The 18,652-nt window shown below is 70.7% G+C and carries 19 protein-coding genes and 2 tRNA genes; 13 read left to right on the top strand and 8 right to left on the bottom strand.

The features are described 5' to 3' along the window. The first annotated feature begins 25 nt into the window (after window positions 1–25). The 3 genes from ACIHFE_RS06445 to ACIHFE_RS06455 are packed head-to-tail and all read left to right on the top strand — an operon-like array spanning window position 26 to window position 1,528. Window positions 26–502, top strand: a complete 477-nt coding sequence (locus tag ACIHFE_RS06445) for a roadblock/LC7 domain-containing protein (RefSeq protein ID WP_400105023.1) — start codon at window positions 26–28, stop codon at window positions 500–502. A gap of 2 nt (window positions 503–504) precedes the next feature. Continuing rightward, window positions 505–912: a DUF742 domain-containing protein gene (locus ACIHFE_RS06450; RefSeq protein WP_400105024.1), complete on the top strand. Its 408-nt coding sequence runs from the start codon at window positions 505–507 to the stop codon at window positions 910–912. Continuing rightward, complete coding sequence (locus ACIHFE_RS06455; RefSeq protein ID WP_400104669.1) at window positions 893–1,528, top strand: GTP-binding protein; 636 nt, start codon at window positions 893–895, stop codon at window positions 1,526–1,528. Before ACIHFE_RS06450 ends, ACIHFE_RS06455 begins: the two co-directional genes overlap by 20 nt. 16 nt (window positions 1,529–1,544) lie before the next feature. Here ACIHFE_RS06455 and ACIHFE_RS06460 read toward each other — a convergent pair whose 3' ends face one another. From ACIHFE_RS06460 to ACIHFE_RS06475, 4 genes are all read right to left on the bottom strand, one after another. Then, window positions 1,545–2,177, bottom strand: a complete 633-nt coding sequence (locus ACIHFE_RS06460; RefSeq protein ID WP_400104670.1) for a coiled-coil domain-containing protein — start codon at window positions 2,175–2,177, stop codon at window positions 1,545–1,547. A 67-nt stretch (window positions 2,178–2,244) separates the two neighbouring features. Beyond that, window positions 2,245–2,514 carry a hypothetical protein gene (locus tag ACIHFE_RS06465; protein ID WP_400104671.1) on the bottom strand — a complete coding sequence of 90 codons (270 nt, stop codon included), beginning with the start codon at window positions 2,512–2,514 and terminating at the stop codon, window positions 2,245–2,247. Further along, entirely contained in the window at window positions 2,511–3,344 is an 834-nt protein-coding gene (locus ACIHFE_RS06470; protein WP_400104672.1) for a TetR/AcrR family transcriptional regulator, read from the bottom strand. The genes ACIHFE_RS06465 and ACIHFE_RS06470 overlap by 4 nt, the downstream gene beginning before the upstream one ends. A 254-nt stretch (window positions 3,345–3,598) precedes the next feature. Then, the gene (locus ACIHFE_RS06475; protein WP_400104673.1) at window positions 3,599–4,531 is read right to left on the bottom strand and encodes a diiron oxygenase; all 933 of its coding nucleotides are present in this window, start codon (window positions 4,529–4,531) and stop codon (window positions 3,599–3,601) included. A 211-nt stretch (window positions 4,532–4,742) separates the two neighbouring features. On the opposite strand from ACIHFE_RS06475, the gene ACIHFE_RS06480 reads away from it, so the two are divergent. After that, window positions 4,743–5,858: a ferritin-like domain-containing protein gene (locus ACIHFE_RS06480; RefSeq protein WP_400104674.1), complete on the top strand. Its 1,116-nt coding sequence runs from the start codon at window positions 4,743–4,745 to the stop codon at window positions 5,856–5,858. 161 nt (window positions 5,859–6,019) lie between these two features. Further along, window positions 6,020–6,835: a polysaccharide deacetylase family protein gene (locus ACIHFE_RS06485; protein WP_400104675.1), complete on the top strand. Its 816-nt coding sequence runs from the start codon at window positions 6,020–6,022 to the stop codon at window positions 6,833–6,835. Between the two features lie 18 nt (window positions 6,836–6,853). Here the strand turns inward: ACIHFE_RS06485 and ACIHFE_RS06490 are convergent, their stop codons facing one another. From ACIHFE_RS06490 to ACIHFE_RS06500, 3 genes are all read right to left on the bottom strand, one after another. Continuing rightward, complete coding sequence (locus ACIHFE_RS06490) at window positions 6,854–7,675, bottom strand: SAM-dependent methyltransferase (RefSeq protein ID WP_400104676.1); 822 nt, start codon at window positions 7,673–7,675, stop codon at window positions 6,854–6,856. Between the two features lie 102 nt (window positions 7,676–7,777). After that, the gene (locus ACIHFE_RS06495; protein WP_400104677.1) at window positions 7,778–8,101 is read right to left on the bottom strand and encodes a hypothetical protein; all 324 of its coding nucleotides are present in this window, start codon (window positions 8,099–8,101) and stop codon (window positions 7,778–7,780) included. 260 nt (window positions 8,102–8,361) lie between these two features. Then, window positions 8,362–8,437 (bottom strand) — tRNA-Arg (locus ACIHFE_RS06500). Window positions 8,438–8,714: 277 nt separating this feature from the next. On the opposite strand from ACIHFE_RS06500, the gene ACIHFE_RS06505 reads away from it, so the two are divergent. Continuing rightward, the gene (locus ACIHFE_RS06505) at window positions 8,715–9,212 is read left to right on the top strand and encodes an N-acetyltransferase (protein ID WP_400104678.1); all 498 of its coding nucleotides are present in this window, start codon (window positions 8,715–8,717) and stop codon (window positions 9,210–9,212) included. A gap of 123 nt (window positions 9,213–9,335) precedes the next feature. Here the strand turns inward: ACIHFE_RS06505 and ACIHFE_RS06510 are convergent. Continuing rightward, a tRNA-Arg gene (locus ACIHFE_RS06510) sits at window positions 9,336–9,407 on the bottom strand. 167 nt (window positions 9,408–9,574) lie between these two features. Between ACIHFE_RS06510 and ACIHFE_RS06515 the strand changes: the two genes are divergently transcribed. The 7 genes from ACIHFE_RS06515 to rho all read left to right on the top strand — a co-directional run bounded on the left by ACIHFE_RS06515 (window position 9,575) and on the right by rho (window position 18,507). Next, window positions 9,575–10,006 carry a PleD family two-component system response regulator gene (locus ACIHFE_RS06515; RefSeq protein WP_400105025.1) on the top strand — a complete coding sequence of 144 codons (432 nt, stop codon included), beginning with the start codon at window positions 9,575–9,577 and terminating at the stop codon, window positions 10,004–10,006. Window positions 10,007–10,071: 65 nt separating this feature from the next. Beyond that, entirely contained in the window at window positions 10,072–10,899 is an 828-nt protein-coding gene (nrtL, locus tag ACIHFE_RS06520) for an ArgS-related anticodon-binding protein NrtL (protein ID WP_400104679.1), read from the top strand. 13 nt (window positions 10,900–10,912) lie between these two features. Then, window positions 10,913–12,304 (top strand): diaminopimelate decarboxylase, encoded by a 1,392-nt coding sequence (lysA, locus tag ACIHFE_RS06525; protein WP_400104680.1) that lies wholly within the window; start codon window positions 10,913–10,915, stop codon window positions 12,302–12,304. A 119-nt stretch (window positions 12,305–12,423) separates the two neighbouring features. Next, a complete protein-coding gene (locus tag ACIHFE_RS06530) occupies window positions 12,424–13,770 on the top strand; it encodes a homoserine dehydrogenase (RefSeq protein ID WP_400104681.1) in 1,347 nt (448 codons plus the stop codon). Window positions 13,771–13,786: 16 nt separating this feature from the next. Then, the gene (gene thrC / locus ACIHFE_RS06535) at window positions 13,787–14,860 is read left to right on the top strand and encodes a threonine synthase (protein ID WP_400104682.1); all 1,074 of its coding nucleotides are present in this window, start codon (window positions 13,787–13,789) and stop codon (window positions 14,858–14,860) included. 282 nt (window positions 14,861–15,142) lie between these two features. Continuing rightward, the gene (gene thrB, locus ACIHFE_RS06540) at window positions 15,143–16,057 is read left to right on the top strand and encodes a homoserine kinase (RefSeq protein ID WP_400104683.1); all 915 of its coding nucleotides are present in this window, start codon (window positions 15,143–15,145) and stop codon (window positions 16,055–16,057) included. Window positions 16,058–16,464: 407 nt separating this feature from the next. Continuing rightward, window positions 16,465–18,507, top strand: a complete 2,043-nt coding sequence (gene rho / locus ACIHFE_RS06545) for a transcription termination factor Rho (protein ID WP_400104684.1) — start codon at window positions 16,465–16,467, stop codon at window positions 18,505–18,507. Window positions 18,508–18,652: the final 145 nt, after the last annotated feature.

An 18,652-nucleotide genomic window follows, 5' to 3' on the forward strand; every position in this document is an offset into this window, starting at 1 on the left:
GGGGGCGACCCCCGTCACCCCCGGCATGGTGAACCGTGCCGGTTATGGACTGAGTCATGAAGCACGCAGCCTGCGCTGGCTGTTGACGGATGTGGTCGACGAGGTGCCCGGAGTGCGCTCGGTGGCCGTGGTCTCCTCCGACGGGCTGCTGCTGCTCTCCTCCGAGCCGGAGCGCGACCCGGCGGTCGGCCCCGCACCGGAGGGCCCTCGCGAGTCCACCGCCGATCTGGCCACCATCGTCGCCGGCCTGGGCAGCCTGACCACCGGCGCCGCGGCGCTGATGGACGGCGGCATCGTCAAACAGACGATGGTCGCCATGGAGGAGGGCAGCCTGTTTGTGATGACCATCAGCGATGGCTCACTGCTGGGCGTGCACGCCGCCCCCGACTGCGATATGAGCGTGGTCGCCTACCATATGGCGCTCTTCGTCGGCCGGGCCGGACATGTGCTGACGCCCGAACTCCGCAGGGAACTGCGGCAGTCGGTGGAGGTGGTCAGGTGAGGATGTTCTCCGTCGCGGGCGAAGCCGACCGCTGGGCCCGGGCCCGTCGCACCGCCCGGGTGCGCCCCTACTCGCTCACCGGCGGGCGCACCCACTGCGGACATGTCCTGCTGGTGGAGAGCTTCGTCGGAGCGCTGGACGCGGCCGTCGAAGCGGAGGCCACCCCGCCGCTGGGCGTCCCCACCACCAGGGTGCAGCCGGAGTCACGGGCCATCGTCGGGCTGTGCCGCCGGCTGCGCTCGGTCGCCGAGGTGTCGGCCCTGCTGAGGATGCCGCTCGGCGTGGTGCGGGTGCTGCTCAGCGACCTGGCCGACCAGGGAAGGATCCGCGTCTACGGCACCGGTCACGGCACCGGACAGCCGGACCGCGCGCTGCTCGAAAGGGTGCAGTGTGGACTTCGCAGGCTCTGAGACGTTATCGCCAGGCCCGGCCGGCCGGGACCGGCCGCAGAGCTGGGAGACCGACCGGACTCGCGCCCCCTCCGCCACCAAGATCGTCATCGCCGGGGGCTTCGGGGTGGGCAAGACCACCTTTGTGGGGTCGGTCTCCGAGATCACCCCGCTGCGCACCGAAGCGGTGATGACCGTGGCCGGTGAGGAGGTGGATGACCTCACGGCCGTGCCGGAGAAGGAACTGACCACGGTGGCGATGGACTTCGGGCGCATCACCCTCGAAACCGACCTGGTCCTCTATCTGTTCGGCACGCCCGGCCAGAAACGGTTCTGGTTTATGTGGGACGACCTGGTGCGCGGGGCGATCGGCGCGGTGGTGCTGGTGGACACCCGGCGGCTGGAGGAGTGCTTCCCGGCTCTGGACTACTTCGAGAGCAGCGGGCTGCCGTACATCGTCTCGGTCAACCACTTCGAGGGAACGGCCCGTTATGAACCGGAGGAGGTCCGGGAGGCGCTCTCGCTGACCGACCAGGTACCGGTTCTGGTGATGGACGCCCGGAAACGGATCAGTGTGGTGGAGTCCCTGCTCACCCTGGTCGGCCGGGCGCTGGACATCACCCCGGACCGGAGGTGACCGCGACCGGTGGCCGCTACTGCCCGGTGTGCTCCAGCCGCCGGAGCTCGGCGAGTTCGGTGCGGCTGACCCCGGCCAGCCGGCGCTCCACCTCGGCGAGCTGGCGGCGTGCCGTGTCCCGCTGCCGCTTGCGGACGGTGGCCAGCGACAGCTGGGCATTGAGCGCCTCCCGGGCCCGCCGGGCCTCGGCGGCCGTGTGCCGCTCGTCCTCGGCGAGACCGTTGACGGCCGCCAGCCGCCGGTCGGCCGCGGACTGGTAGGCGCGCCACCGCTCGTACGCCGGTACATCCCCGCCCAGCAGGAAGGCCAGGGTCCGGGAGAGCGTACCGGCGCCGGAGCGGTACTGCTCGCGGGCCACGGCGCCCACCGCGTCCCGGCCGTTGGCCAGGTTGACGCGCGCCCTGGCCAGGGACTCGTCCAGCCGGGTGGCCGTGGCCCGCTGCCGTCGCAGTTCGGCGTCGGCGCCGCGGTACCCGGTGTTCGCCGCCTCGGCCCGCCGGTACAGCGAGCGCAGCCGGCTCAGCAGCACATTCACCGGCTGCCCGGGCGGCTGCGCCTGCGGCCGCGCGGCCGCGCCCGGCACCGGGGTCAGCACCACGCCCACCAGCAGCGTCAGGGTGCACAGCGAGCGCGCCAGCCGTCCGGACACGGGTCCACCTCCTAGGCAGGGAGGATGACCGGCCCGGTAGTACTCATCCCGCCCGGCCGGGGGGAAATCACCCGCGCGGGCGCGACCAGGGCCAGCGAAGGCCCTGGGCGGGCCCGCCCTCGGGGTCGAAGGTGTACTTCCAGCCCCTGGGCAGGCCCAGCCGGCGTGTGGTGCCGGCGGTTTCCCGGCGGTAGACATAGACCGTCGGCGGCCCGCCGGCGTCATCGGGCACCGGCACCCGGTAGATCTTCGGCGGCTGGCCGGTCGCGCCCAGCAGTACCGGCAGCACCCGGCCGTCCAGCGGCCCGCCCACAAAGGGCACATCCTCGCTTCTCACGGGGACCAGTCTCCGTCAGGTCCGGCCCCTTCCGGAATTACCCCTTCCGGATCTTTCCGTTGGGGCAGCGCCTCGTCCGGTGGCCCCGCTCCCGGCAGCGCCTCTTTCGGAACCAGGTGCTCCGCCTGGGCCAGTACCGGCAGCACCCGGCCGGCCAGCCGGGCCACCGGCCCGTCGCCGGGCTCCTGGGCCAGCACCGCCCGGACCACCCGGGCCGCCTGCTCGTCCCCGGCGGCCGTGGTCACCAGCAGGGAGACAAAGTGGTCCACCAGCCAGTCCCGCAGCTCCCCGGGCGGCGGGTTCTTGCGCTCGTCCAGCCAGATCAGCGAGGCGCCCTCCACCGCGGTGATCCAGGTGCGCACCATCATCCGCAGCCGTATCCCCGGCTCGGGCACCTGCAGATGCGCCAGGATGTGCGCCGCGGCCGCCCGGCGCACCTCGTCCACGATGGCGCCGGTGCGCGAGGTCTCCACCACGCTGCCGCCCTGCAACAGGGCGGCGAAGCCGGTGTCATGTTCGTCCACAAAGGCCAGATAGCGGTCCAGGGCAGCGGTCAGCCGCCCGCTGAGCGGACCGGACTGCGGCTCGGCGAAGCACAGTTGGAGATCGTCGGCGGCGCTGCGCAGCGCGGCCTCGTACAACTGCGGCTTGCCGCCGGGGAAGTAGCGGTAGACCAGCGGACGGGAGACATCCGCCGCGGCCGCCACATCGTCCAGCGAGACCTCCTCCGGCGGGCGGTGCGCGAACAGGGCCAGCGCGGCACCGATCAGCTGGGCGCGCCGCTCGGCGACACCGAGCCTGCGGTAGGAGGCGGTTGGGCTGCCGGTCATGCCCGCAGGGTATCCGGCGCGCGGGGTCGCGGTCCGGGGCAGGCCATGGCCCCGGGCCCGGGAGCCCGCCGCAGGCGGCGCGCGGCGGCAGGCGCGAGCGGCGCGGGACGTCGCCCCGCACGGCGCGCGCGCCTCGGAGCGCGCGAACTTGGGACGGCCGCCCCCGTGCGTGGGACGCGCGAACCCAGGCCGCCGCCCCGGTCCGCGGGACGCGCGAACCCAGGCCGCCGCCCCGGTCCGCGGGACGCGCCCGCTCAGGCCAGCAGGCCCGAACTGCGCCACAGCCGGCGGCCGGTGCCCCGCAGCACGCCTATCTCGTCCAGGAAGCCGGTCAGCCGCTTCGCCCCGGCCCGCATCACCTCGCGGCGGTGGTCGCTGGCCCTGACCTGGGCGACGGCCTCCCGGCGGTCCAGGCCGACGTTGGTGTAGACGGCCGGGTTGACGAAGGCGATGGAGAAGACCCGGGCCGCCTCGCCGGAGCTGAGCCGGGTCAGCCGGGCCTCCCAGGGCGGGCAGGTGGCCATCTGACGGCGCAGCTCCTCCCGGGCGTAGCGGACGTGCCGCGCCTCCTCCACCACATGGATCCGGGTGACGCCGCGCACCAGCGGCTGCACCCGCTCGTCGGGGAAGGTCAGGCGCTGCATATAGTCCAGGATCTCCTCGCCGAGCAGGGTGCAGGCGAAGGAACCGGGCGTGGTGGAGACGGTCTTCAGCACCCGGGCGAAGTTGTGGTGCAGCCGGGAGACCGGGTACGCGGGAGCGCCGCCGTGCCGGATCATCCGGGCGAACATCTTGGAGTGGCGGCACTCATCGGCGATCTCGGTCAGCGCATAGCTGACATGGGCGCTGGTCACGGGCTTGTCGTAGATGTGCCGGACCAGCAGCTGCATCAGGATGATCTCGAACCAGATGCCCAGCGAGGCAAGCGCCGCGGCCTCATGGCGGGCCAGCTCCATGCGCTGCTCCTCGGGCATCCGGCGCCAGAGCGGGGTGTCGTAGAGGGAGACCAGCTCCGGCGGCCAGAACCACTTGCCCGCCACCGGCGGGGCGTCCCAGTCCAGTTCGGCGTCCGGGTCGAAGGAGTGTCCGGCGGAGGACTCCAGCAGTCGCTCGGCCACCTGCTCGCGGTCCCTGAGCGGGCCGAGCGCGTCGCGGAGCCCCTGGGTCGCGGTCGCTCTGTCGGCCATGGCGGTTCCCATCTCGTTTTCCAGGACTGATCCCGTTTCCAGGACTGAGGTACCTCGGTACCGGGGTACACCTGCTTATGAGACTGCTTGTCAGCAAGCGCGTCAATCCCCAAGCGCCGGTGCGACACGAGTTGCTGACGGCTCATTGACCCGGGGGTAACCGCGTGTGAGCCTGCCAAGCAGCGGTGCGGTGTGATGAACGGAGGCATCGATGACGACCCGGCAGCTCTACGCCAAGCCGACAGAGCCAGGGTGGGAGGTGCCGGCCACCGGTGCGGCCCGCTTCGGCTGGGAGTACGAGGACGGCCGGGAGCGGCTCCTCGCGCTGTACCAGAAGGGCAAGGACAAGCAGTGGGACGCCAACAAGCGGCTGGACTGGGACCTTGAGGTCGATCCCGATGACCCGCTGGGCGTGCCCGACGAGAACCTCACGGTGTACGGAACCCGTTACTGGGACCTGATGACCGACGCCGACAAGCGCGAGCTGCGCCGGCACTTCGCCTCCTGGCAGTTCAGCCAGTTCCTGCACGGAGAACAGGGCGCGCTGGTGTGCGCCAGCCGCATCGTGGAGTCGGTGCCGGATGTGGACGCCAAGTTCTACTCGGCGACCCAGGCCATGGACGAGGCCCGGCATGTGGAGATCTACAGCCGCTTTCTGCACGACAAGATCGGCCTGCTCTACCCGATAAACGACAATCTGCGGGCGCTGCTGGGCGACACCCTGCGCGACTCCCGCTGGGACATGCCCTATCTGGGCATGCAGGTGCTGATCGAGGGCCTGGCGCTGGCCGCCTTCGGCATGCTGCGGGACACCACCGACAAGCCGCTGCCCAAGCAGATCCTCACTTATGTGATGCAGGACGAGGCCCGCCATGTCGCCTTCGGCCGCCTGGCACTGCGCGACTACTACCGGCAGCTGACCGACGCCGAACTGCGCGAGCGCGAGGAGTTCGTCATCGAGGGCTGCTATCTGATGCGGGACCGGCTGCGGGGCGAGGAGGTGCTCACCAACTTCGGGATCCCGGCGGCCGAGGCCGGCGAACTGAGCGAGCGCTCGCAATTCCTCCAGGTTTTCCGGAAGTTGCTGTTCAGCCGTATCGTGCCCTGTGTGAAGGACATTGGTCTGTGGGGCGAACGGCTCCAGCAGGCCTATGTGGACATGGGGGTGTTCGAACTGGGCGACGCCAGCCTCGACCTGCTGATGGCCCAGGACGAGGAATTGGCCGAACAGTTGGACGCCGAACGCTTCCGCGCGGAGGAGGCGGCCCGGACCGCCGAGGTGGCCCGGACCATCGCCGAAGGGGAGGCGGGCGAAGCGGAAGAGTGAGGAACCCGGGATAACTGCGGAGCATTTAAGGACTTTTCACGCAGTTGGCGCCTGCTTTGTCACCGTTTTGTGAGCTGTGGCGCATAACGGAACGCCTTGCGGTACAAGGACGTCTTCGCGGGGAGAACAAGGACAGGCAGGCGCGAGGGAGTGGATCGTTCATGGCTGAACTTCACGGGCGGAGGCGGCACATCGCGGTGGCGGCGGGGGCCGCGCTGGCGCTCGCCGCGGTGATAGGGGGTTCCGTGGCCATGGCGACCCAGGACTCCGACGAAGGCTCCCAGGGCCGGGTGGCGGTCGGCGCACCGGGCAAGGCCCCCCGCGAGCGGGGCAAGGCCGCCGACCCGGAGGCGCCCGCCAACGCGGGCCCGGTCTCGGACGAGATCTCCCACGACAGCGAGACCGAGGGCAAGGTCGTCAACATCACCATTGACGACGGCCCCGACCCGGTCTGGACGCCCAAGGTCCTGGAACTGCTCAGGAAGAACGGCGCCAAGGCGACCTTCTGCATGATAGGGCCGCGGGCCAAGGAGTATCCGGACCTGGTCAAGAAGGTGGTCGCCGAGGGCCACCGGCTGTGCGACCACTCCGTGGACCACAACACCGCGATGGACAAGCGACCCGAGGACTACCAGAAGCACCAGGTCCTGGACGCCCTGAAGATGATTCAGGACGCGGCCGGGGACGGTGCCCGGGTGCAGTACTACCGGGCGCCGGGCGGTGCCTTCACCCCCTACAGCCGCAAGCTGGCCGCCGAGCACGGCATGCGGCCGCTGGGCTGGCAGGTGGACTCCAATGACTGGCGGCGCCCGGGAGTCGCGCGTATCGAGTCCAACGTCAAGCGCGAACTGCACAACGGCCCCACCATCCTCTTCCACGACGGCGGCGGAAACCGCTCGCAGACCATGGCCGCGCTTGACGAAACGCTTCCCTGGCTGAAGCAGCAGGGCTATGGCTTCAGCTTCCCCAAGATCTGATCTCCCGTTCCACCCCCACTACTTGCGCCCCACGCCCCCGTACATGGCCACGTCCGGCTCACCCGCCTCGGCCGCCCCCACCCGCCAGCGCGCACACGACACCACACCGGGCTCCAGCAACCGCAGTCCGTCGAAGAAGCGCTCGACCGCGGCGGGGGTGCGCTGGGTGAGCCTGGGGGTGCCGTTCTCGTTCCAGAAGGCCACCGCCGCGTCCACATCGTCCATCCCCGGAGCGGTGATGGTGTGCGAGAGCACCAGATGGCTGCCCGGCGCCAGCGCGTCCAGCAGCCGGCGCACCACGCCGTACGCCTCCGCGTCCTCCTCCACGAAAATCACCACGCCCAGCAGCATCAGCGCCACCGGCCGGCTCAAGTCCAGCGTCCTGGCGGCATGGTGGAGGATGTGGTCCACATCCCGCAGATCGGCGTCCAGGTAATCGGTCATCCCCTGGGGCGTACTGGTCAGCAGGGCCCGGGCGTGCGCCAGCACCAGCGGATCGTTGTCCACGTACACCACCCGGGACTCCGGGGCCACCCGCTGGGCGACCTCATGGGTGTTGTCCGCGGTGGGCAGCCCGGTCCCGATGTCCAGGAACTGCCGGATCCCCACCTCCCCCGCCAGGTACCGCACCGCCCGCCCCAGGAACGCCCGGTCGGCCCGGGCGTACTCCCCGATCCCCGGGTGCAGTTGCCGTATCCCCTCACCGGCGGCGGCATCCACCGGATAGTTGTCCTTACCGCCCAGCCAGTAGTTCCAGATGCGGGCCGTGTGCGCCCGGCTGGTGTCGATACGGCTGCCGATCCGCTCGGCGGCGTCATGGGTGGCTTCGAAGTCGGTCACGGGGGCAACTTAACGGGTGGCCATACCAGTTGTTGCTCCGGGGGCGGCCCCGGTCCATAACCCTCGGCCCACGCACCGGACTTAGTCCCCCCGCCGGACTGCTCACCGACGTCGCGTCAACTCCCGGCAGGCAAACCGGATTGCCACCAAAGGGACGGCGAACACCAGGAACACGGCGATCAGCGCCATGGGATTCGCCACCCCCATGGTGGCGCCCACCGCTCCGCCGCTCTTTCTCTCCGTCTCGAAGAACAGCGCTCCGAACAGTGCCTCCCGCCGGACCACCTGGTCACCGCCCGTCGAGAACATCAGGCACAGCAGCGTCGCCACCACGGTCCCCAGAGTCAGCAGGACGGCCCCGGCGATGGACTTCCCGACCGGGAATTCCTTGGCCATTCCTTCCCCCTGGCGCTCGCTCGCCCCCATGCCCCGCACCTCCGCATTCATGTACCAGGTGAACGGGGCGGCCAGTCACCCTATGCGCGGCCGGAAGCGGTTGGCCAGGGCTTGGTGGCCCATTGGCGTTAAACCGACGCCGGAGACCGGGCAGAGCGGAACCGGCGGGCGGCGGCGAATTGTGCGCGCTTCGCATGGCATGTGCGCTCAAGCGGAGCCGCGGAAGGCCGTGTTGGGAGTGACCGAAAAGCCGGAGGCCCTGTCGATTGCTCGACAGGGCCTCCGGCTGGTGGTGCGCTCGGCAGGATTCGAACCTGCAACCTCTTGATCCGTAGTCAAGTGCTCTATCCGTTAAGCTACGAGCGCCTGGCTTACCGGCAGGAATTTCTCCCGGCCGCTCAGCACGGGAACAAGCTTACACGCTTCGCTGACCTGCACTGACCACGTCCTGATCGGGCCGGGCCGGACAGTGATCGAAAGGGCCCCGATGCGTCTGTCCCCGCAAGGCCCGCAGGGCCGGTGATCTTCCGCGGTCACTCGGTGCGGTGAGTCGGACCTCACGTGGAGAGTGCGGGGCGCGCGCCCCGCTGCAGGTGACATATCGAATCGCCGGGCGACCGGAACGGACATTAGGTTTCGGCCCATGTCCTGGCTTCCCGAAGACTTCGCTCACCCCACCCATGTGCCGCTGCCCGGCGGCGGCTACCACCTGCGCCCGGTCACCGGAGGCGATGCCCACCTCGACTACCGGGCCGTGATGGGATCCCGGCAGCGCCTGTGGTCCCTCTATGGCGAGGACTGGGGGTGGCCGAGGGAGACCATGACGTTCGAGGAGAACCAGAAGGACCTGATCCGCCACGAACGAGAGATCGCCGCGCACCTCTCCTTCAACTACGCGCTTCTCGATGACGGGGGCACGGCCCTTCTCGGCTGCGTCTACATCGACCCCGCCGGCAAGACCGGCGCTGACGCCGAGATCTCGTGGTGGGTCGTGGACGACCGCGTGGGCAGCAGCCTGAACGAGGCCCTGGACGCACTCGTTCCGTCATGGATCGCGGAGGAGTGGCCGTTCAGGCAACCGCGGTACATCGGTCACGACATCTCGTGGCAGGAATGGCGGACCTTGCCCAACCGGGCCTGACCCATGAGCGTCCATGGCCGCCGGGGGTAGGGGCCGGATGGCCGCGGCCTGCTCCTGCATACGCAAAGACCCCGCACTCAGCGATCTCGCTGATGGCGGGGTCTTCCGGCACTTCAATCGAAGTGCCCCCGGCAGGATTCGAACCTGCGCACACGGCTCCGGAGGCCGTTGCTCTATCCCCTGAGCTACGGGGGCGTCTCGTCCGCGTTCTGCGTTGTTCCCGCGGCGACGAGATGAACACTACCAGCTCCGGGTGGGTGATCAGAAACGAGTACCGGGGGCCGGCTCGCTCGGGTGGGGTGGAAGTGGGGAAACGCCGGACGCGGTGCGGCGGGCGCGCCTACTCTCGGGTTGTGCCTGGGTTGTCCGGCCGGGTGCTGGTTGTCGATGACAACCGGGTCATCCGGCAGTTGATCAGGGTCAACCTCGAGCTCGAGGGCTTTGAGGTGGTGACCGCGGCCGATGGTGCCGAGTGCCTGGAGATCGTCCACCGGGTCCGTCCCGATGTGGTGACGCTGGACTTCGTCATGCCCCGGCTCGACGGACTGCGCACGGCCGCGCGGCTGCGGGCCGATGCGCGGACGCGGGAGATACCGATCGCCATCATCAGTGCCTGCACCCAGCTGGAGCTGGACGGCGGTCGTGCGTCGGGGGTGGATGCCTTTCTGGCCAAGCCCTTCGAGCCGGCGGAGATGGTCCGGCTGGTGCGGAGACTGATGCGGCGTCCCGGGGGAGAGGGGGAGGAGACGTCCGCCGCGGGGGATGCGGAGCCGGTGGTGCGGCCCACCGGATAGCGGGGGCGTGGCCCGGGGGAAACCTGTTCACGGGCTGCTCATCTTTCTCCCCTAGGCTTGGGCTCGTGACCCCCGCCGATCTCTCCCGCACCGTGTTGCACACCGTGCGGTGCGCCGTCGAGGCCGATGAGCTGAGCGCCGCCGTGCCGGACCGGGCCGGAGTGCGGGTTCCGCCGCACGAGGGGTGCGGTCACTACGCCACCAATGTGGCGCTGCGGCTGGCCAAGGAGAGCGGACGCCCGGCGCTGGAGGTCGCCGAGCTGCTGCGGCGCCGGCTGGTCGCGCAGCCGGGCATCGCCGTGGTGGAGATCGCCGGGCCGGGGTTCCTGAACATCACATTGGACGGGCCGTCGCACGGCCGGCTGGTACGGGAACTGCTGGCGGCGGACGAGCGGACGGAACCGTTCCCGCTGCGGCCGGCGGCGGAGTCGGTACGGCGGCTGGGGGAGGACGCGGCCCGCTGGAGCCTGGTCACCCCGCCGGGGGCGGACCGCGGGCTGCTGCTGGTGCAGCGGGAGAGCAACCCCCTGTTCCGGGTGCGCTATGCGCACGCGCGCTGCCGGGCCCTGCTGCGCAATGCCGGGGACCTGGGCTTCGGGCCCCAAGTGGCCGAGGGGGACGAGGACTTCGGGGAGGGCGGTGCCGGACTGCTCGCCGAACTCACCGAACACCGAAGGATCGCCGGCGCCCGGGACCCCGACCGGCTCGCCCGGCACCTGGAACGGCTCGCCGAAGCCTTTCTGCGCTGGCAGGCGAGCTGTCCCACGCTGCCCCGCGGGGACGAGAAACCCTCGGCCGTCCACCGCGCCCGACTGGCCCTCGCCGAGGCCACGGGCAAGGTGCTGGCCGACGGCCTGACCCAGCTCGGCATCACCGCACCCGCACACCTCTGAGGAGATCAGAGTCATGAGCCGCTCCGCCCACCCCGCCGGGCCCCGTTACGCCGATGTACTGCCGGAGGGCGGCTACTCGGCCCCGCCCGCCGACCTCAACTCCCTTGACCCGCGCGTCTGGTCGCGCACCGTCGGGCGCAACGCCGACGGCGTGGCCACCGTCGCCGGGATCGACGTCAAGCGGCTGGCCGAGGAGTTCGGCACGCCCGCCTACTTCCTGGACGAGGACGACTTCCGCGCCCGCTGCCGCGCCTGGAAGACGGCCTTCGGCGAGGACGCCGACGTCTTCTACGCGGGCAAGGCGTTCCTGTCCCGGGCCATCGTGCGCTGGCTCGCCGAGGAGGGACTCAACCTGGATGTCTGCTCCGGCGGTGAGCTGGCCACCGCACTGGACGCCGGCATGCCCGCCGAGCGGATCGCGCTGCACGGCAACAACAAGTCCACCGAGGAGATCACCCGGGCCGTCACGGCCGGCGTCGGCCGGATCGTGGTGGACTCCTTCCAGGAGATCGTGCGGGTGGCACACATCGCCGAGCGGCTGGGCAAGCGGCAGCGGGTGCAGATCCGGGTGACGGTGGGCGTCGAGGCGCACACCCATGAGTTCATCGCCACCGCCCACGAGGACCAGAAGTTCGGGCTCCCGCTGGCCGGCGGCCAGGCCGCGGAGGCGGTGCGGCGGGCACTGAAGCTGGACGGCCTGGAACTGGTCGGCATCCACTCGCACATCGGCTCCCAGATCTTCGACACCTCCGGCTTCGAGGTGGCGGCGCACCGGGTGGTGGGGCTGCTGAAGCAGGTGCGCGACGAGCATGGTGTGGAGCTTCCCGAGATCGACCTGGGCGGCGGCCTGGGCATCGCGTACACCTCGGACGACGACCCGCGCGAGCCCGCCGAGATCGCCCGGGCGCTGCGCGAGATCGTCGGGCGGGAGTGCGGGGCGGCGGGGCTGGCCGTGCCCCGGCTGTCGGTGGAGCCCGGGCGGGCCATCGTGGGCCCGACCGCCTTCACCCTCTACGAGGTGGGCACCGTCAAGGAACTGCCGGGCCTGCGCACCTATGTGAGCGTGGACGGCGGCATGTCGGACAACATCCGCACCGCCCTCTATGACGCCGAGTACTCGGTGGCCCTGGTCTCCCGCACCTCCACCGCCGAGCCGATGCTCTCCCGGGTGGTCGGCAAGCACTGCGAGTCCGGCGACATCGTGGTGCGGGACGCCTATCTGCCCGCCGACCTGGCGCCGGGCGACCTGCTGGCAGTGCCCGCCACCGGCGCCTACTGCCGCTCCATGGCGAGCAATTACAACCATGCGCTGCGCCCGCCGGTGGTGGCGGTCAAGGACGGCGCGGCCCGGGTGATCGTCCGCCGGGAGACCGAGGAGGACCTGTTCCGGCTGGATGTCGGCTGACGGCGGCCACCGCGCGAAACATGAAAAATCCCATCTCGGATGCTGGACGGCGGGGGGAAACCCCCGTCCGGTGAGTGAGACTGGTGTGGACCAACAATGTGCAAAGGAATCGAGGTCGGATGATGCGTGAGCGTCCGCTGAAGGTGGCGCTGCTGGGCTGTGGAGTGGTCGGCTCCGAGGTGGCGCGCATCATGACGACGCATGCGGACGACCTCACGGCGCGGATCGGCGCTCCGGTGGAGCTGGCCGGCATCGCCGTGCGCCGGCCGGGCCGGGTACGCGCCGGGGTGCCCCAGGAACTGATCACCACCGACGCCACCGAGCTGGTCAAACGCGGGGACATCGATGTGGTGGTGGAGGTGATCGGCGGTGTGGAGCCCGCCCGGACGCTGATCACCACCGCCTTTGAGCATGGCGCCGGCGTGGTCTCCGCCAACAAGGCGCTGCTGGCCCAGGACGGCGCCGCGCTGCACGCGGCCGCCGAGGCCAAGGGCGTGGACCTCTACTACGAGGCCGCGGTGGCCGGCGCCATCCCGCTGATCCGGCCGCTGCGCGAGTCGCTGGCCGGGGACAAGGTCAACCGGGTGCTGGGCATTGTCAACGGCACCACCAACTTCATCCTGGACCGGATGGACTCCAGCGGCGCGGGCTACTCGGAGGCGCTGGACGAGGCCACCGCGCTGGGCTACGCCGAGGCCGACCCGACCGCCGATGTGGAGGGCTTCGACGCGGCCGCCAAGGCCGCCATCCTGGCCGGAATCGCCTTCCACACCCGGGTACGGCTGGATGACGTCCATCGCGAGGGCATGACGGAGGTCACCGCGGCCGACTTCGCGTCCGCGAAGCAGATGGGCTGCACCATCAAGCTGCTGGCCATCTGCGAGCGGGCCGCCGACGGCAAGTCGGTCACCGCCCGGGTGCACCCGGCGATGATCCCGCTCAGCCATCCGCTGGCCTCGGTGCGCGAGGCGTACAACGCGGTGTTCGTGGAGGCGGAGGCCGCCGGCCGGCTGATGTTCTACGGCCCAGGCGCCGGTGGCTCGCCGACCGCCTCGGCGGTGCTCGGCGACCTGGTGGCGGTCTGCCGCAACAAGCTCGCGGAGTCCACCGGCCCCGGTGAGTCGGCGTACACCCGGCTGCCGGTGAGCCCGATGGGCGAGGTGGTCACCCGCTACCACATCAGCCTGGATGTGGCCGACAAACCGGGCGTACTGGCCCAGGTGGCCATGGTCTTCGCCGAGCATGGGGTGTCCATCGACACCGTTCGCCAGCAGGGCAAGGACAGTGAGGGGGGCGGCGACGAAGTCGCCTCCGGCAAGGGTGGTGGTGGGCGACGGGCGGGCGCCTCGCTGGTGGTGGTCACCCACCGGGCCACCGACGCCGCGCTGTCCGCCACGGTGGCGGCGCTGCGCCGGCTGGACACGGTGCGCGGAGTGGCGAGCATGATGCGGGTCGAGGGCGAGTAGGGGAGTGAGGGAAGGCATGTCTGCGAGCAAGACCACCCGTCAGTGGCGCGGCATCATCGAGGAGTACCGCGACCGGCTGCCCGTGAAGGACACCACCGAGGTGGTCACCCTGCGCGAGGGCGGCACCCCGCTGGTGCCCGCCCAGGTGCTCTCCGAGCGCACCGGTTGTGAGGTGCACCTCAAGGTGGAGGGCGCCAACCCCACCGGTTCCTTCAAGGACCGCGGGATGACCATGGCCATCACCCGGGCCAAGGAGGAGGGTGCCAAGGCGGTCATCTGCGCCTCCACCGGCAACACCTCGGCCTCCGCGGCGGCCTATGCGGTGCGCGCCGGGATGGTCTGCGCGGTGCTGGTGCCCGAGGGCAAGATCGCGCTGGGCAAGATGGGCCAGGCGCTGGTGCACGGCGCCCGCATCCTCCAGGTGGACGGCAACTTCGACGACTGTCTGACGCTGGCCCGTTCGCTGTCCGATAACTACCCGGTGGCGCTGGTCAATTCGGTCAACCCGGTACGTATCGAGGGCCAGAAGACCGCCGCCTTCGAGATTGTGGACGCCCTCGGCGACGCCCCCGACATCCATGTGCTGCCGGTGGGCAACGCGGGGAACATCACGGCCTATTGGAAGGGCTACCGGGAGTACGCCGCCGATGGCATCGCCGCCCGTACCCCCCGGATGTGGGGCTACCAGGCATCCGGCTCGGCGCCCATTGTGCGCGGTGAGCCGGTGAAGGACCCGCACACCATCGCCACCGCCATTCGCATCGGCAACCCCGCCTCCTGGCGGTTCGCCGAGCAGGCGCGGGACGAATCGGGCGGACACATCGATGAGGTGACGGATCGCCAGATCCTGGCCGCCTACCGGCTGTTGGCCGCACAGGAGGGCGTCTTTGTGGAGCCCGCCTCGGCCGCCAGTGTGGCCGGCCTGCTCAAGGCCGCCGAGGAGGGCAAGGTCGACCCGGGCCAGCGGATCGTCTGCACGGTCACCGGCAATGGCCTCAAGGACCCGGACTGGGCGGTGGCGGGCGCTCCGCAGCCGGTGACGGTGCCGGTGGACGCGGCGGTGGCCGCCCAACGGCTCGGCCTGGTCTGATTCCGTAGCCCTACGGGCCCGCACCGGCGCGGGCCCGCACCGGGACAAGTCCCGGGCAATACGCCGGAACTCGGGTCAAATCCACAGTGGAAGCACAGGTTGGCGTGCGACACGCATCGCGCGCCTCCTGTGCGCCCTATGTCGCCACAGAACCTTCCTTCGATAGGCTGTCCTCACTCCGCCCCGTCGCTGACCGAGCCGCACTCCACGCGGCCTTGCCGTCGCGGCCCTTGCGGATGTCGCACGTCCTGCCAAGGCAACACCAAGGAGAGTCATCGAACGATGGCCGGTCCCGCCTTCCGCGCCGCCGCCGTCCGAGTGCGCACCCCTGCCACCAGCGCCAACCTCGGTCCCGGCTTCGACGCCCTCGGTCTGTCCCTGGGCCTTTACGACGATGTCGTGGTCCGGGTCGCCGAGTCCGGCCTGCACATCGACATCGCCGGTGAGGGTGCCGACACCCTGCCGCGCGACGAGACGCATCTGCTCGTACGGTCCCTGCGCACCACCTTCGACCTGCTGGGCGGGCAGCCGCGCGGGCTGGAGCTGGTGTGTGCCAACCGCATTCCGCACGGCCGGGGCCTGGGCTCCTCGGCGGCCGCGATCTGCGCCGGGATCATGGCGGCCCGGGCGGTGACCATAGGCGGCGCCGAGCGGCTCGACGACACGGCGATGCTGGAGCTGGCCACCGAGATCGAGGGCCATCCGGACAACGTCGCGGCGTGTCTGCTCGGTGGTTTCACGCTGGCCTGGATGGACGCGGGGGCGGCCCGGGCCATTCGGATGGACCCGGCCGATTCCATCGTTCCGGTGGTCTTCGTTCCGTCCCGGCCGGTGTCCACCGAGACCGCCCGGGGGCTGTTGCCGCGCACCGTCCCCCATGTGGACGCGGCGGTCAACGCCGGACGGGCGGCGCTGCTGGTGGAGGCCATGACCAGGCGTCCCGAGCTGCTGCTGGCGGCCACCGAGGACCGGCTCCACCAGGAGTACCGCACTCCGGCCATGCCGGAGAGCCTGGCCCTGATGCAGCGACTGCGCGCGGACGGTATCGCCGCGGTCGTATCCGGCGCGGGCCCCACGGTGCTCGCGCTGGTCGAGGACAGTGCGGCCGACAAGGTCGCACGGCTGGCGGGCGAGGGGTGGGCGGCCAACCGGCTGGCCCTCGACGCCGGGGGGACGAGCGTGCTGCCGCTCGCCTGACAACGGGCGGCCGGGGGCCACACCCCGGACCCGCGAAAACGCGGTTGCCGGTCTTTGAGAGGGGGAATGTTTGTGGGATCCGGTAGTGTTAACCTCAAGTCTGCACCCGAAGCCACATCGGCTCGGTGCTCCGTGTCCCGATCAGGGACCGCTTTTCTTCCGGGAGCCTCCCAGACTGCCTGAGCAGATTCGAGCACGCTCCGGAATCGGCGTGAGCGACATGAGTGAAGCGACGCGTCTTGTCTTTCACTGATTCCTTTACGTCGGCACCAATGCACTGATTTCTTCCGCCGTGATGACCGCGGCGGACCACCGCCCCGGCCGGTCGCGCACAGGACCGCAGCCGGACAGCACAACCGGTCGCCGAGCCAGACAGGCCGACGCCCGCTCCAGGGAAGGACCCCTTCGTGAGCGACACCACCGATCTGATGGGCGTGAACGCCACCGGCACCTCCGATGCCGCCGCGCCCGCCACGGACGCTCCCGCCGCGCCTGCCACCGGTGCTTCCACCGCCCCCAGGCGGCGACGCTCGGGTACGGGCCTCGACGCCATGGTCCTGGCCGAGCTCCAGCAGCTCGCCTCCAGCCTTGGCATCAAGGGCACCGCGCGGATGCGCAAAGGCCAGCTGATCGAGGTCATCAAGGAGAGGCAGACGGCCGGCTCCGGCTCGTCCGCCAAGGCCGCCGCCGCGCCGGCCGAGGCCGCCGAGGCCAAGCCCAAGCGGCGGGCCACCTCCCGGACCCGGCTGGCGGAGTCCGCGGCGGACACCGCCAAGGCGGCCGCCGAGCCGGCGCCCGCCCAGCAGCAGATCGAGATTCCGGGCCAGCCCGGCGGGGACGAGGCCTCGGCCGGTGGCGAGCGCCGCCGTCGCCGGGCCACCGCGCCCAGCGGCAGCCCCGAGCCCTCCCCCAAGCTCTCGGCTTCGCTCGAGCAGGGAGGTGCCCCCTCCGCCGAGGCGCGCGGTGAGGCCCGTACCGAGGTGCTGACCTCGGAGAAGCCGGCCGAGGCCGCGGCGGACGCCGCCGAGGGCCGCGGCGCCAAGGGCGAGCGCCAGGAGCGCGGCGAGCGGGCGCAGAAGGGCGAGCGCCGTGAGCGCGGCCAGCGCGACCGTGACGGCCGTGGCGGGCGTGGCCGTGGTGAGGACGGTGCCCAGCAGGGCGGCCGTCAGCAGCGCCCCCAGGGCGGTCCGCAGGACGAGTTCGACGACGACGGCAGCGGCCGCCGTGGCCGTCGCGGCCGTTACCGCGACCGCCGGGGCCGCCGGGGCCGTGAGGAGTTCGCCGGCGAGCCGCAGGTGTCCGAGGACGACGTCCTGATCCCGGTCGCCGGCATCCTGGACATCCTCGACAACTACGCCTTCATCCGGACCTCCGGCTACCTGCCGGGCCCCAACGACGTCTATGTCTCGCTGGCCCAGGTCCGCAAGAACGGCCTGCGCAAGGGTGACCACGTCACCGGCGCGGTGCGGCAGCCCAAGGACGGCGAGCGGCGCGAGAAGTTCAACGCCCTTGTCCGGCTTGACTCGGTGAACGGCATGGCGCCCGAAACCGGCCGCGGCCGCCCGGAGTTCAACAAGCTCACCCCGCTCTACCCGCAGGACAGGCTGCGGTTGGAGACCGACCCGGGCGTGCTGACGACCCGGATCATCGATCTGGTCGCCCCCATCGGCAAGGGCCAGCGCGGTCTGATCGTGGCCCCGCCGAAGACCGGCAAGACCATGATCATGCAGGCGATCGCCAACTCGATCACCGTCAACAACCCCGAGTGCCACCTGATGGTCGTCCTGGTCGACGAGCGTCCGGAAGAGGTCACCGACATGCAGCGGTCGGTCAAGGGCGAGGTCATCTCCTCGACCTTCGACCGCCCGGCCGAGGACCACACCACCGTCGCCGAGCTGGCCATCGAGCGCGCCAAGCGCCTGGTGGAGCTGGGCCACGACGTGGTCGTCCTGCTGGACTCCATCACCCGCCTGGGCCGCGCCTACAACCTGGCCGCCCCGGCCTCCGGGCGCATCCTGTCCGGTGGTGTGGACTCCACCGCGCTCTACCCGCCGAAGAAGTTCTTCGGTGCGGCGCGCAACATCGAGGACGGCGGCTCGCTGACCATCCTGGCCACCGCGCTGGTCGAGACCGGCTCGCGGATGGACGAGGTGATCTTCGAGGAGTTCAAGGGCACCGGCAACATGGAGCTCAAGCTCGACCGGAAGCTCTCGGACAAGCGCATCTTCCCGGCCGTGGATGTGGATGCCTCCAGCACCCGCAAGGAGGAGATCCTGCTGGGCAGCGAGGAGCTGTCCATCGTCTGGAAGCTCCGCCGGGTGCTGCACGCCCTGGACCAGCAGCAGGCCATCGAGCTGCTGCTGGACAAGATGAAGCAGACCAAGTCCAACGCCGAGTTCCTGATGCAGATCGCCAAGACGGCGCCCGCACCGGGCAACGGCAACGACTGACGCCGATCCGGCTCCGGAACCTCCCCTTCGCCACTGGTGAAGGGGAGGTTCCGCGTTTTCCCGGCTCCGTTTGTGATCTTGCCGAGTCCTCCCCGTGACCTCCTGAGACTTCCGCCACAGCATCCACACCCGGTACCGTCCGCCG

It is taken from the genome of Streptomyces sp. NPDC052396, from assembly GCF_044593195.1.
Taxonomy (GTDB): domain Bacteria; phylum Actinomycetota; class Actinomycetes; order Streptomycetales; family Streptomycetaceae; genus Streptomyces.